14 protein-coding genes are annotated in these 14,053 nt (G+C 39.0%); 13 read left to right on the forward strand and 1 reads right to left on the reverse strand.

Annotation, left to right across the window (positions count from 1 at the left end; translation table 11 throughout):
• The first annotated feature begins 96 nt into the window (after window positions 1-96).
• The 12 genes from coaBC to spoVM all read left to right on the forward strand — a co-directional run bounded on the left by coaBC (window position 97) and on the right by spoVM (window position 13,104).
• A complete protein-coding gene (coaBC, locus tag RRV45_RS09065; protein ID WP_315668490.1) occupies window positions 97-1,305 on the forward strand; it encodes a bifunctional phosphopantothenoylcysteine decarboxylase/phosphopantothenate--cysteine ligase CoaBC in 1,209 nt (402 codons plus the stop codon).
• Entirely contained in the window at window positions 1,302-3,719 is a 2,418-nt protein-coding gene (gene priA, locus RRV45_RS09070; RefSeq protein ID WP_315668491.1) for a primosomal protein N', read from the forward strand. Before coaBC ends, priA begins: the two co-directional genes overlap by 4 nt.
• Before the next feature lie 300 nt (window positions 3,720-4,019).
• Window positions 4,020-4,499 (forward strand): peptide deformylase, encoded by a 480-nt coding sequence (gene def / locus RRV45_RS09075; protein ID WP_315668492.1) that lies wholly within the window; start codon window positions 4,020-4,022, stop codon window positions 4,497-4,499.
• A 1-nt stretch (window position 4,500) separates the two neighbouring features.
• Window positions 4,501-5,451 carry a methionyl-tRNA formyltransferase gene (fmt, locus tag RRV45_RS09080; RefSeq protein ID WP_315668493.1) on the forward strand — a complete coding sequence of 317 codons (951 nt, stop codon included), beginning with the start codon at window positions 4,501-4,503 and terminating at the stop codon, window positions 5,449-5,451.
• Complete coding sequence (gene rsmB, locus RRV45_RS09085) at window positions 5,448-6,791, forward strand: 16S rRNA (cytosine(967)-C(5))-methyltransferase RsmB (RefSeq protein WP_315668494.1); 1,344 nt, start codon at window positions 5,448-5,450, stop codon at window positions 6,789-6,791. Before fmt ends, rsmB begins: the two co-directional genes overlap by 4 nt.
• A gap of 3 nt (window positions 6,792-6,794) precedes the next feature.
• A complete protein-coding gene (gene rlmN, locus RRV45_RS09090; protein WP_315668495.1) occupies window positions 6,795-7,877 on the forward strand; it encodes a 23S rRNA (adenine(2503)-C(2))-methyltransferase RlmN in 1,083 nt (360 codons plus the stop codon).
• A 4-nt stretch (window positions 7,878-7,881) separates the two neighbouring features.
• Complete coding sequence (locus RRV45_RS09095) at window positions 7,882-8,637, forward strand: Stp1/IreP family PP2C-type Ser/Thr phosphatase (protein WP_315668496.1); 756 nt, start codon at window positions 7,882-7,884, stop codon at window positions 8,635-8,637.
• Window positions 8,634-10,586, forward strand: coding sequence for a Stk1 family PASTA domain-containing Ser/Thr kinase (pknB, locus tag RRV45_RS09100; RefSeq protein WP_315668497.1), 1,953 nt, complete (start codon window positions 8,634-8,636; stop codon window positions 10,584-10,586). Before RRV45_RS09095 ends, pknB begins: the two co-directional genes overlap by 4 nt.
• Before the next feature lie 57 nt (window positions 10,587-10,643).
• Entirely contained in the window at window positions 10,644-11,525 is an 882-nt protein-coding gene (rsgA, locus tag RRV45_RS09105; protein WP_315668498.1) for a ribosome small subunit-dependent GTPase A, read from the forward strand.
• 2 nt (window positions 11,526-11,527) lie between these two features.
• Window positions 11,528-12,184 carry a ribulose-phosphate 3-epimerase gene (rpe, locus tag RRV45_RS09110; protein ID WP_315668499.1) on the forward strand — a complete coding sequence of 219 codons (657 nt, stop codon included), beginning with the start codon at window positions 11,528-11,530 and terminating at the stop codon, window positions 12,182-12,184.
• A gap of 94 nt (window positions 12,185-12,278) precedes the next feature.
• A complete protein-coding gene (locus RRV45_RS09115) occupies window positions 12,279-12,926 on the forward strand; it encodes a thiamine diphosphokinase (RefSeq protein ID WP_315668500.1) in 648 nt (215 codons plus the stop codon).
• A gap of 97 nt (window positions 12,927-13,023) precedes the next feature.
• On the forward strand, window positions 13,024-13,104 hold the full coding sequence (gene spoVM, locus RRV45_RS09120; RefSeq protein ID WP_066289202.1) for a stage V sporulation protein SpoVM: 81 nt from the start codon (window positions 13,024-13,026) through the stop codon (window positions 13,102-13,104).
• A gap of 86 nt (window positions 13,105-13,190) precedes the next feature.
• Here the strand turns inward: spoVM and rpmB are convergent, their stop codons facing one another.
• The gene (gene rpmB / locus RRV45_RS09125) at window positions 13,191-13,379 is read right to left on the reverse strand and encodes a 50S ribosomal protein L28 (RefSeq protein ID WP_090758060.1); all 189 of its coding nucleotides are present in this window, start codon (window positions 13,377-13,379) and stop codon (window positions 13,191-13,193) included.
• Window positions 13,380-13,674: 295 nt separating this feature from the next.
• On the opposite strand from rpmB, the gene RRV45_RS09130 reads away from it, so the two are divergent.
• The gene (locus tag RRV45_RS09130) at window positions 13,675-14,037 is read left to right on the forward strand and encodes an Asp23/Gls24 family envelope stress response protein (RefSeq protein ID WP_066289195.1); all 363 of its coding nucleotides are present in this window, start codon (window positions 13,675-13,677) and stop codon (window positions 14,035-14,037) included.
• Window positions 14,038-14,053: the final 16 nt, after the last annotated feature.

Here is a 14,053-nt window from a genome sequence, read left to right on the forward strand (position 1 = left end):
AAGTATAAAGCAAGGATAATGATGATTAATAGATGAAAAAAAAAGGCACTTCTTGCATAATAAAGATAGAACTTGTTGGTAGATGGAGGTCCAATTATGCTCATCGGTAAAAAGATTCTTTTATGTGTAACAGGCGGAATTGCAGTATATAAAGCTGCTGCCTTAACGAGTAAGCTAACTCAGGCTGGTGCAGACGTTAAGGTTATTCTAAGTGAATCAGCTGGAAAATTTGTAACCCCCTTAACATTTCAAGCTTTGTCTCGAAATGATGTTTATACAGATACATTTGATGAAAAAAATTCTAAAGTCATTGCCCATATCGATCTGGCTGATTGGGCTGATTTAATATTAATTGCACCGGCAACGGCAAATATCATTGGGAAGCTGGCAAACGGGATTGCTGATGATATGATTTCGACCACTTTGCTTGCTGCTGCTGCGCCTGTTTGGGTTGCTCCTGCAATGAATGTCCATATGTACAATCACCCAGCTGTTCAGAAGAACATGGACACGCTTCACAGTTTTGGCTATAGGTTTATCGAGCCGGGAGAAGGATACCTTGCGTGCGGATATGTGGGAAAAGGGAGACTAGAGGAGCCAGAGAAAATAACAGAACTGATTACGGATCATTTTCAAACAAACCATATAAATCTATCTGGGTCCAAACTAGTCATTACAGCTGGTCCGACTAGGGAAAAAATTGACCCGGTCAGATATATTACTAATCATTCGTCAGGAAAAATGGGCTATGCGATTGCCGAGGAGGCCATTAAGACCGGAGCTGATGTTGTACTCATCTCAGGTCCTGTTTCACTTCAGGCACCAGCGGGTGTGAACGTAATAAAGGTGGAAAGTGCTGAAGAAATGTACGAGGCAGTGATGGCCCAATTCGGAAATGCAGATATTGTAATAAAAACTGCTGCGGTTGCTGATTATCGTCCGAAAATAACTTATGATCAAAAGGTGAAAAAACAACCTGGGGAACAAAGTTTAGAGCTTGAAAGAACTAAGGATATTCTTTTTGAACTTGGCAAAGTAAAAAAACATCAAATTTTAATTGGGTTTGCTGCTGAAACAGAACATGTAGCAGAATACGCCCATGAAAAGCTCAAGAAAAAAAATGCAGATATGATTGTCGCAAATAACGTAAAAACCGAAGGAGCAGGCTTTGGAACAGACACGAATATTGTTACGTTATTTAAACGAGATGGTACATCAGAAGAGCTCCCTCTGATGTCAAAGCATAAGGTTGCAGAAAAAATACTCCATGAAGCTTCTCAGTTGTTAAGGGATGAACATAAATGAACATTGCCAGTGTAATCGTTGATGTACCGGCAAGACAAACGGACAGGGCTTTCGATTATTTAATCCCAGGCCATTTAATAGGTATTATACAAATCGGGATGAGGGTGATTGTTCCTTTTGGACCGAGAAAAATTCAAGGCTTCGTGACGGACATTAAAGCTGAATCCCATTTTAAACAATTAAAAAAGCTAATTGAGCCAATGGACTTAAATCCTGTATTGAATCAGGAACTTCTAACTCTTGGCGATTGGTTAACGGAATCAACACTTTGCTATAAGATTTCATCATACCAAGTAATGCTGCCTGCTGCTTTAAAGGCTAAATATGAAAAAAAACTAAAATTAATCAATGCTGAAAATCCGGATGAATTGCCTCCTCACATTAAAGAGGTATTTGCAAATCGGGATATCATTTCCTGGCAGGAAGCAGTTGAGATGGGATATTTATCACTGTTGCAAAAAGAAGTAACGAATGGGACGGTTGAAATTTTATATGAGGTAAAGGAACGAATAAGGAAGAAAAAGCGCAAGGCGGTCTATACAAATTTAAGTAAGGAAGAGCTATCTGCTGAAATAGAAAGCTTGCCACCTCAAGCGACTAAACAAAAGCAAGTGCTAGATTTTTTTATACACACTGGAGAGAATATCATTGAGCTTCGTGAGCTTCTAATGAAGCTCGGGATTACCTCTTCCGTAGTGAATGGATTGATCCAAAAAGGGATCTTACGGCAAAAAGAATTAGAAGTTTACAGAGATCCTTATGGGGAACGTACTTTTGCAAGAACGGAACCACTTCCTCTATCATCGGACCAAGAACATGCTATTAAGCCAATCTTAGCAACCATTGAAGAGGAAGTACACGATACTTTTTTATTATATGGTGTAACAGGGAGCGGCAAAACAGAAGTCTATCTACAATCGATTGGAATGGTCCTTGAGAAGGGAAAAGAAGCCATTGTCCTCGTACCTGAAATTTCCCTAACCCCGCAAATGGTGAAAAGATTTAAGGGGAGATTCGGGGACCAGGTAGCCGTTCTTCACAGCGGGCTTTCAACAGGTGAAAAATATGATGAATGGCGAAAGATTCAAAGACAGGAAGTTAAGGTAGTAGTCGGTGCGAGGTCGGCTATTTTCGCGCCTTTCCAAAATCTAGGAATCATAATCATCGATGAGGAGCATGAGACAAGCTATAAACAAGAGGAAAATCCGAGATATCATGCCCGCGATGTGGCAATCCATAGAGGGGCTACCCATAATTGTCCGGTCGTCCTAGGAAGTGCGACTCCTTCTCTCGAGTCATTTGCCAGAGCACAAAAAGGAGTTTACAAGCTTCTATCGATGCCGAAGAGAATGAATAATCAGGCTTTGCCCGAAGTAGCGATTATCGATATGAGAGAAGAATTAAGAGCGGGAAACAGGTCGATGTTTTCACAAATGCTTCTCGAAAAAATTAAAGATCGATTAGAAAAAAAGGAACAGATTGTTTTATTTCTAAATAAAAGGGGCCACTCGTCCTTTGTCATGTGCAGGGATTGCGGATATGTTGTTAATTGCCCCAACTGCGATATCTCTTTAACCTACCATCGATTCAACCAGCATATGAAATGCCATTATTGCGGCTATGAAGCTGAAGCACCAAAAAATTGCCCTGAATGCCAGAGTGAGCATATTCGCTATTTTGGCACGGGGACGCAAAAAGTCGAGGAGGAGTTAGCAAAGATTCTTCCTGAAGCGACCGTTATTCGTATGGATGTCGATACAACAAGTAAAAAGGGTGCCCATGAAAAACTTCTTGATCAATTTCAAGACGGCCATGCTGATATTCTGCTTGGAACACAAATGATTGCTAAAGGATTGGATTTTCCTAACATCACATTAGTTGGCGTATTATCTGCTGATACTATGCTCCACCTCCCGGATTTCAGATCTTCCGAGAAAACCTTTCAGCTGCTAACTCAAGTTAGTGGGCGGGCAGGAAGACACGAGCTTGAAGGAGAGGTTATTGTTCAGACGTATACCCCTGAACATTATAGCGTTGAATTAGCAGGAGAACAGGATTATGCTCGTTTTTATGATAAAGAAATGATGGTGAGGAAAGTCCACAAATATCCGCCGTTCTACTATATATCCTTAGTGACTGTTAGCCATGAGGAATTAATGAAGGCGGTATCTGTTACAGAAAAAATCACAGCCTATCTTCGATCCAGGCTATCTAAAGAAGCTATATGTCTTGGACCAGTTGCTTCTCCAATACCTAGGATTAATAATAGATATAGGTACCAATGTTTGATAAAATACAAGCGGGAACCAGCTTTAGGTGAGTCTCTCAAAAAAATGCTTGATCACTATCAGCAGGAGATTCATTCGAGCGGACTGCAAATTTCCGTAGATCTAAATCCATATATACTAATGTAATAAGGTGAAACTTCAATCAGTGGGGTGCCTTTCCCCACTGATTGTTAGTTGCGGCCCACAGGATGTGGGTCACACAGACGTTGCCACAGGATGTGGCGTTCTTAGTCTGTGTACATATTTTCGGGCCTTTACGGGCTGTTGATCCCCCTTCAAGAAATTTTTGTTTACTCAACTTCTTGAAGGGGGGTCTTACAGCCCGTTAATCTGCGAGAAATTGAAGAAAGATTTAGATGAATTTTGTTATGAATCTTGTGAAAATAGTTGAAAATAGGTAAATAAGAAGTCATTGGAGGAACTAGATTGTCAGTCAGAAAAATTGTCACTTATCCTTCTGAAATATTAGAGGTACAGTGTAAACCAGTTAAGTTTTTTGATAAAAAACTCGTAAAAATATTAAATGATATGTACGATACAATGATTGAATTTGACGGGGTTGGGCTTGCCGCCCCACAAATCGGTCTTGATCAGCAAATAGCGATAGTCGATATTGATGATGATAGTGGCACAATCGAAATGATTAATCCGGAAATACTGGAAATAAAGGGAGAACAAATAGGGCCGGAAGGCTGCCTGAGTTTTCCGGGATTATATGGAGAAGTTAGTAGACCTGACTATGTGAAAGTTAAGGCTCAAGATCGGAAAGGGAAATTTTATACACTTGAAGCTGAAGACTTTTTGGCGAGAGCGATCTTACATGAAATTGACCATCTTCAAGGAATTTTATTTACCTCCAAAGTAATTAGATATCTTGAAGAAGCTGAACTGGAAGGAGCGGAGTAAAATGACAAAAATCGTTTTTATGGGAACACCTGATTTCTCAGTTCCTGTCCTGCAGCAAATTATTAAAGACGGGTTTGAGGTTATTGCTGTTGTAACACAGCCTGACCGTCCTGTAGGAAGAAAAAGGGTGCTAACACCTCCTCCAGTAAAGGTAGAGGCGGAAATTCATGGGATTCCTGTTTATCAGCCAGAAAAAATTAGAGAGAGAGAAGAGCTAGACAAAATTCTAGCACTAAATCCGGATTTGGTTATAACTGCTGCCTTTGGACAAATTTTACCAAAGGAGCTATTAGAAGCTCCTAAATTTGGATGTATAAATGTTCATGCTTCCTTACTTCCAGAATTAAGAGGCGGTGCACCTATCCACTATTCGATTATTCAAGGAAAGAAAAAGACCGGAATAACGATTATGTATATGGCTGAAAAGCTTGATGCGGGGGATATTTTAACTCAAGTGGAGGTTCCGATTACGGAAACAGACACAGTTGGTACGCTGCACGATAAGCTCAGTGCGGCAGGTTCACAGCTATTATCCGACACTTTGCCTAAACTGATTAAAGGGGAATTACAATCTATTCCTCAAAATGACGCTGAAGCGACTTTTGCCTCAAATATTAAAAGAGAGCAGGAAAAAATTGATTGGTCAAAAACAGGAGAGGATATTTATAACCATATACGCGGATTAAATCCTTGGCCAGTTGCTTATACAACATTAAACGATGCCGTAATAAAAGTTTGGTTGGCTGAAAAGGTTAAAGGGGAGTTAAAACAGGTACCAGGGACCATTATAAGAATAGAGAACGAAGCACTAGTAATCGCAACTGGGAATGAGACCGCCATTAAAATTATCGAACTTCAGCCAGCAGGAAAGAAAAAAATGACTGCGGAGCAATTTTTACGGGGAGCTGGTTCACAAGTAACGATTGGGGATCGTCTAGGAGTTGAACAATGAAAAAGAAAAACGTCCGTGAAACCGCAATGGACTTGTTGGAGACCATTGAAAAAAAACAGTCTTACAGCAATTTGCTTCTTAATAACTTTATTAACAAGAACCAAATTAGCTCAAAGGATATTGGCTTGCTAACCGAATTGACATATGGAACCTTGCAAAGAAGAATGAGTCTTGATTTCTTTTTAAAGCCATTTCTTAAAGGGAATAAAAAGGTTGAAAGCTGGGTCATTCAATTATTACGTCTTACCTTATATCAAATGATTTATTTGGATAAGATTCCTGACCGGGCAGCGATATTTGAAGCAGTTGAAATTGCCAAAAACCGCGGTCATAAAGGAATTTCCGGAATGGTTAATGGCATTTTTCGCAATATTCAAAGGTCGGGCTTGCCTTCCTTAGAAACAATCGAGGATCCGATTGAAAGACTTTCTATCGAAACAAGTCACCCTTACTGGCTTGTGAAGAGATGGGAAGCCCAACTAGGATATGAAAAGACAAAAGACATGTGCGATCTTAATTTAACAGCCCCACTACAAACGGGGAGGGTCAATCTAACAAGAACAACGGTAGAAGATTGCATCAAGCTTTTGGAGGAAGAAGGGTTTCAAGTTGAACCAAGCCCTTTTATACCTGAAGCTATCAAATGTTACCGTGGCAACCTTGCCCACTCCCGTGCTTTTAAAGATGGAATGATCACCATTCAAGATGAAAGCTCGATGCTTGCCGCATATGCATTAGGTGTTACTGAAAATGAACGGATCTTAGATGCGTGTGCTGCTCCTGGAGGGAAATCTACACATATAGCAGAACAGCTTTCTAACACTGGTCAGGTTGTTTCACTTGATTTACATGATCATAAAGTAAAATTGATTCATGAAAATGCAGCAAGGCTTAAACTATCCAATATAACAGCAACTGCCCTTGACAGCAGAAAGGTTCAAGAGCATTTTGAACAAGCATCTTTTGACCGTATTTTATTGGATGCCCCTTGCTCAGGTCTTGGGGTAATGAGAAGAAAACCGGATATGAAGTATACGAAAAAGGAAGAAGATATTTTCCAATTGGCAACAGTGCAAAAAAACTTATTAACTGCAGTTTCCCCTTTATTGAAAAAAGGTGGTAATCTAGTTTATAGTACTTGTACTGTTGACATTGAAGAGAATCAACATGTAGTAGAAGCTTTTTTAAATGAGAATGATGAATTTGAAGGGGATCTATCGATGAAGGACCGGATGCCTGAGGCCATTCGTCCGCTTGTTAATGGGTTTCAGCTTCAAATTTTGCCGCAAGATATTGGATCGGATGGGTTTTACATAGCCTGTCTAAGAAAGAAGGTATAATGAATGGAACAAGCTACCAAGGAAGCAATAACAACAGAACAAAAACCGTCCATTTATTCTTTACAGCTGCACGAGTTAAAAGACTGGTTAACAGAAATGAATGAAAAGGCGTTTCGTGCCGATCAAATTTTTGATTGGCTTTATACGAAAAGAGTTATAAGCTTTGAAGATATGTCCAATTTATCTAAAGGATTACGAGAAAAATTATCCAATTCCTTTACTTTAACGACATTGAAAACTATAATTCAACAGCAATCCTCAGATGGGACGATAAAATTTTTATTTGAACTTCATGATGGGTATTCGATTGAAACCGTTCTAATGAGGCATGAATACGGCAATTCTGTTTGTGTAACGACCCAGGTGGGATGCAGAATTGGCTGTACATTTTGTGCATCCACTCTAGGGGGGTTAAAGCGGAACCTAGAAGCAGGAGAAATCGTTGCTCAAGTCGTAAAAGTTCAGCAGGCATTAGATGAAACAGAGGAAAGAGTTAGTTCTATCGTCATTATGGGGATTGGGGAACCTTTTGATAATTATGATCAAATGCTCTCCTTCTTAAAAATCGTCAATCACGACAAAGGGCTAAATATTGGTGCCCGTCATATTACAGTTTCAACGAGTGGTATCATTCCGAAGATTTATCAATTTGCTGATGAAAATATGCAAATCAATTTCGCACTTTCTCTTCATGCACCAAACTCAGAACTTAGAAGCCGTCTAATGCCAATTAATCGTGCATACAAGCTTCCAGATTTAATGGAAGCCATCCGTTATTATGTAAATAAAACTGGGAGACGTGTCAGTTTTGAGTACGGATTATTCGGTGGAGTAAATGATCAGGTTGAGCATGCAGAGGAATTAGCGAGGTTAGTAAAAGGAATTAAATGCCATATAAACTTGATTCCAGTCAATTATGTTCCTGAACGAGATTACGTTAGAACACCGAAGGAACAAATTTTTAAATTTGAAAAAACATTGAAGAACCATGGTGTAAATGTAACGATTCGCAGAGAGCAAGGTCATGATATAGATGCAGCATGTGGACAACTTCGTGCGAAGGAGCGAAAAGAGGAGACGAGGTGACAAGATGAAAGCTGTTTTTAAGACAGACCGAGGCAGAATTCGTCAGCATAATGAAGATAATGGTGGAATATTTTTAAACCGAAGCGGCCAGCGCCTTGCCATTGTAGCAGATGGTATGGGCGGTCATCGCGCGGGTGATGTGGCAAGTGAAATGGCTTTAACGAATCTGCAAAAGCTATGGGGAGAAACAGAAGCGGTAAGGACAGCAGATGAAGCGGAAGAGTGGTTAAGAGTCAATATTGAAAAGGGCAATACAGCACTCTACGAGCATTCAAAAAACACATCAGAATGTGAAGGGATGGGGACAACCTTAGTCGCCGCCATCTGTACAAAACATTTTGCTACCATTGCTAATATTGGGGATAGCCGTTGCTATATTCTAAATGAAAATGGGTTTCAGCAGCTAACGGATGACCATTCACTTGTAAATGAATTAGTCCGTTCAGGACAAATTTCAAAAGAGGATGCAGAGCATCACCCAATGAAAAATGTTGTATTAAGAGCTCTCGGAACAGAAGAAACAGTGAATATGGATATTAAGACAATTATTTTTGAGGAGGAGGACCTTTTGCTTCTATGTTCAGACGGTCTCTCCAATAAGGTGACGGAAAAAGAAATGATTCATATTCTTAAAGATAATCAAGGTTTAGAAGAAAAGGCTGCTGCCCTTATTGAATTAGCGAATAATCACGGCGGCGAGGATAATATTACGTTGGTCATAGTTGAATTTTTTGATAATGAGTCTGGTGAACGTCTATGATGATTGGTAAAAGAATTAGCGGTAGATATAAAATTCTGGAAGTCATCGGCGGAGGCGGAATGGCTAATGTTTATTTAGCTCATGATATGATTCTTGACCGTGATGTGGCAGTTAAAATGCTACGCCTTGATTTTGCTAATGATGATGAGTTTATCCGTCGTTTTCATCGAGAAGCCCAATCGGCAACAAGTCTAGCCCACCCTAATATTGTTAGTATTTACGATGTCGGTGAGGAAGATTCCCTTTATTACATTGTCATGGAATATGTCGATGGACAAACATTAAAACAATACATACTGCAAAACAGTCCTGTTCGTGTTGAAAAAGTAATTGAGATTATGAAGCAGCTAACCTCGGCTATTGCACATGCTCATCAAAATCATATTATTCACCGAGACATTAAGCCTCATAATATATTAATAGACAGGCACGGAAATGTAAAAATCACAGATTTTGGCATCGCAATAGCTTTAAGTGCGACAAGCATAACCCAAACCAATTCAGTCCTAGGATCTGTTCATTATTTATCGCCTGAACAAGCGAGAGGCGGAATGGCAAACCGTAAGTCTGATATTTATTCTCTCGGAATTGTTATGTTTGAATTGTTGACGGGAAGGCTGCCATTTTCGGGAGAGTCAGCTGTTTCCATTGCTTTAAAGCATTTGCAATCTGAAACACCTTCATTAAGGAGATGGAACCCATCCATTCCGCAAAGCCTTGAAAACATTGTTTTAAAAGCAACGGCAAAAGATCCATTTCATCGCTATGACAGTGTAGAAGAAATGGAAGATGATTTAAGCTCAAGCTTGGACCCAGAACGAATAGGTGAGGCGAAATTTATTATCCCGGTTGATAATGATGCAACAAAGGCTATTCCAATCATTACAGATGAGCATTCTTTTCCAGTGAGTGATGAGACAGTTGTTCACGCGAAAGCCGTTCACCATGTTGAGGAAGCTAAACCGCAAAAGGAAAAGGAAAAGAAAAAGAAGTGGCCAGCCATATTAGTTTCTACTTTTATTGGCCTGATTATATTGGGAATTTTAATTGTTTTTGTTCTACCAGGCTTATTTTCACCAAAAGAAGTGATCGTTCCTGACTTAACTGGTGATGAGATTGATAAAGCAATAGCAGAGCTGGAAGCGGCAGGATTTCATGTTAATGAACCGATTCGGATAAACGATGAGGATTGGGATGAAGGCCTTGTCATTAAGACTGAACCTAAAGCTGGAAAAACAGTTAAAGAAGGTTCAGATATTGATATTTATGAAAGCTTAGGCAAGGAAAAATTTGAACTGGCAGATTATAGGGATCACTCCTATGATGAAGTGGTAAGGTTATTAGAGCAGGAAAAATTTAAATTTATTGATAAAGAGGAAGTTTATGATGAGGGCATTCCCTCTGGAACAATAATCGATCAAAACATCCAAAAAGGTGAGCTAGTCGTTCCTGGGGAAACGGAATTAGAATTTATCGTAAGTAAGGGACCGACTCCAATATCTTTAAAAGATTTAAAAGAGTACAATAGAAAAGGCTTACAGGAGTATGAGGCTGCCACAGGATTAATTATTGAAATAACAGAGGCGTACTCAAATGAGGTTCAGGAAGGTAATGTAATCTCGCAGGATCCTCTTCCGGGCACCGAGTTAACAAAAGGTAAAAAAGTAAAGGTCGTTATTTCTAAAGGCAAAGAGGAATTACCCCCAAAAATAGTCACTAGGGATATCATTGTTCCGTATGAACCGTCTGAGGATGGCCAGCCACAGGAAATTCAAATTTATATTGATGACATGGAGAGGGATTTGAATGTACCTGAAATAACTGACTATATTACAGAAAATAAGACATATAGAATTGAATTAACTATTGCTGCTGGGCAACAAGCAGTTTACCAGGTAAGAAGAGACAATGTGGTTATCGATCAGCAATACGTGCCGTTTCCGGAATAATGTTAAGGGTACTTCCCAAACTAATGTTAAATAAACTTAAGGGTAAGGAGTGTTGCTATGCCTGAGGGCAAAATTATTAAGGCATTAAGCGGGTTTTATTATGTTTTAAGTGGTAATGAAACTATACAATGCCGTGGTCGGGGTGTATTTCGAAAGAACAAGATAACTCCTCTTGTCGGTGATGAGGTCGTATTCCAAGCAGAAAATGATAAGGAAGGGTATATCCTTGAAATTAAAGAGCGGAAGAACGAACTTGTCAGGCCGCCAATTGCCAATGTAGATCAAGCAATTCTTGTATTTTCAGCAGTTGAACCAAGCTTCAGTACATCTTTGCTTGATCGATTTCTCGTATTGGTAGAGTTTAATCATATTAAGCCGATTATTTGTATTACAAAAATGGATTTAACAAATGAAGAACAATATAAGGAAATTCAAAACTATGCCAATAATTATCGTAAAGCGGGCTATCAAGTTTTATTAACTTCCTCTGAAACAGAAGAAGGGATCAAAGATCTATCTCCATTTTTGGATGGAGAAATCTCCGTTTTTGCAGGGCAGTCAGGTGTAGGTAAATCTTCCTTGCTTAATGCTTTAAGACCAGATCTAGAATTAAGAACAAATGATATTTCCTCACATTTAGGAAGAGGAAAACATACAACAAGGCATGTAGAATTAATAAAAGTAGGGAATGGTCTCGTTGCCGATACTCCAGGGTTTAGTTCTTTGGAGTTTACCGATATTGAGATGGAGGATGTGAATTTCTGTTTCCCTGAAATTCAGCAGCATAGTGAGGACTGTAAATTCAGAGGATGTCTTCATTTAGCAGAGCCTAAATGCGCTGTGAAAATAGCGGTAGACAATCATGAAATTCCACTTTATCGATATGAGCATTACAAAACTTTTTTACAGGAAATTAAAGAGAGAAAGCCGAGGTACTAATTATGGTGAAAGTTGCACCATCGATATTATCAGCTGATTTTTCCAAGCTTGGGGAAGAAATTAAAGATGTAGAAAGAGGGGGAGCAGATTATATCCATGTAGATGTAATGGATGGGCATTTTGTTCCAAATATTACAATTGGTCCGCTTATTGTAGAAGCAATTAGACCTGTTACAAAGCTTCCTTTAGACGTCCATTTGATGATTGAAAATCCAGACCAATATATTGAGGCATTTGCGAAAGCGGGAGCTGATTATATTACCGTCCATGTAGAGGCATGTCGTCACCTCCATCGGACTATACATTTTATTAAGTCTTTAGGCGTAAAGGCGGGTGTTGTTTTAAATCCGGCAACACCGGTAAATACGATTGAACACATCATTGAGGATGTTGATATGGTATTACTTATGACGGTTAACCCTGGCTTTGGCGGTCAAAAATTCATTTCATCCGTTCTTCCGAAAATTACAGCTGTCAAAAAAATGGCTGACGATAAAGGGTTAAACATTGAAATTGAAGTAGACGGCGGGGTAAATGAAGAAACGGCCAAGCTTTGTATTGAAGCAGGTGCTAATGTTCTAGTTGCTGGTTCTGCGGTATACAGCCAGGAGGATCGTGCTAAAGCAATTGCAGCAATAAAAGGAAGTATGATTCACTAAAATAAAGGCTGACTCAAGGGATGCAAACTCCATTAATATCGTGGTGTTTTCCCAAAAATGAGTCAGCCTTTTTCACATAATGGAGCTGGTAATCATGATAATAAATTTATTAGCGGGAGGACCTGTAAGCCTGTTGCCAAACCTAGATATTTACAAGCAAGAAGGGGATATTTGGATTGGAGTCGATAGAGGCGTCTTAACACTTTTTTCAATCGGGATACAACCATCGATCGCTTTCGGGGATTTTGATTCAGTTTCAGCTGAGGAAATGGCTGTTATCGAGGAGCAAATAGTAGATTTGAAACGTTTTCGGCCAGAGAAAGATGAAACAGATATGGAATTAGCATTAAATTGGGCCATTAAACAAAAGCCAAAATTAATTCGCATATTTGGCGCAACAGGCGGAAGATTGGATCACTTTTTTGCCAATATACAGCTGCTTGTTAATCCATTCCTGCATGGTGAAGATGCTCAAATCGAAATCATTGATCACAGTAATATCATCTATATAAAAGGACCGGGAATTCATGAAATTAAGAGAAATCTTCTGTTTAAATATGTATCCTTCATCCCTCTATCTATGGAAATTCACGATTTAACCTTAAATGGGTTTAAGTATCCATTACAGGATGAGCATATTCAAATGGGATCCACGCTATGTATTAGTAACGAACTTATTAACGATAGTGGGAATTTTTCATTTTCAAAAGGCATAATAATGGTTGTAAGAAGTAAAGATTAAGTTCCTATATTATTAGTACTTATCATATTTATTTGAATAAGATGATAATGGCGAAAGATAAGTTGGATGTGTGAGATCGTGAGGAGGGACACGTGATATGAGATTTTATACAATTAAACTGCCAAGATTTTTGGGCGGCATCGTACGCGCAATGTTAGGAACCTTTAAGAAAAATTGATGCTATTCATGCAAGAAAAAAGCACCTGTCAAGGGTGCTTTATTTTTGGTATTAAAAAAGACATCCAAATGGATGTCTTTTTAATATTATACGCGTTCTACTTTACCAGATTTAAGCGCTCTTGCAGATACCCAAACACGTTTAGGTTTACCGTCTACAAGGATACGTACTTTTTGAAGGTTTGCACCCCAAGTACGCTTGTTAGCGTTCATTGCATGGGAACGTGCATTACCTGTTGTTGTTTTTCTACCAGTGACTACACATTTACGTGGCATATTATTTCCCTCCTTACACATAAGCTGAAGCTATTTTCATGCTTTCATTGCTATGTTAGATGACCATTTTGATTTAATGTCTCCTAAATTAATGAATTTGTGGACATTAAAAGATACTTTAATAATTTATCACACAACCCTTTATATTGCAATAGGTGTCTTTCAAGAAAAAATCCTTGACATACACTATAGAGCTGTAAGCTATAATAAGGAGGGCAGAGTCCAGCTTTCAAAATGACAAAGTATATAGTAAAATGATTTTAGCCAAGGAGTATTTTCCAAAGGGGGAAGTAAAATGTCCATCGAACTTAATACGAAATTCGGTCAAATTGATATTTCGAATGAAGTAATTGCTACAATTGCAGGTGGGGCTGCGGTTGATTGTTATGGAATTGTAGGAATGGCCTCCAAAAATCAGCTAAAGGACGGACTAACTGATATTTTGCGTAAAGAGAACTTTACTCGTGGGGTCATCGTTAGACAGGATGAAGATGAAGTACATATTGATATGTATATTATAGTAAGTTATGGAACGAAAATTTCTGAGATTGCTCACAACGTGCAATCAAAGGTAAAATACATCCTAGATAAAACAGTTGGTCTGAGCACGGACTCGGTTAATATTTACGTTCAAGGAGTTCGTGTGACGAACCCGTAGTGAGGAGGAAAGACTT

The organism is Bacillus sp. DTU_2020_1000418_1_SI_GHA_SEK_038 (assembly GCF_032341175.1).
GTDB lineage: Bacteria > Bacillota > Bacilli > Bacillales > Cytobacillaceae > Cytobacillus.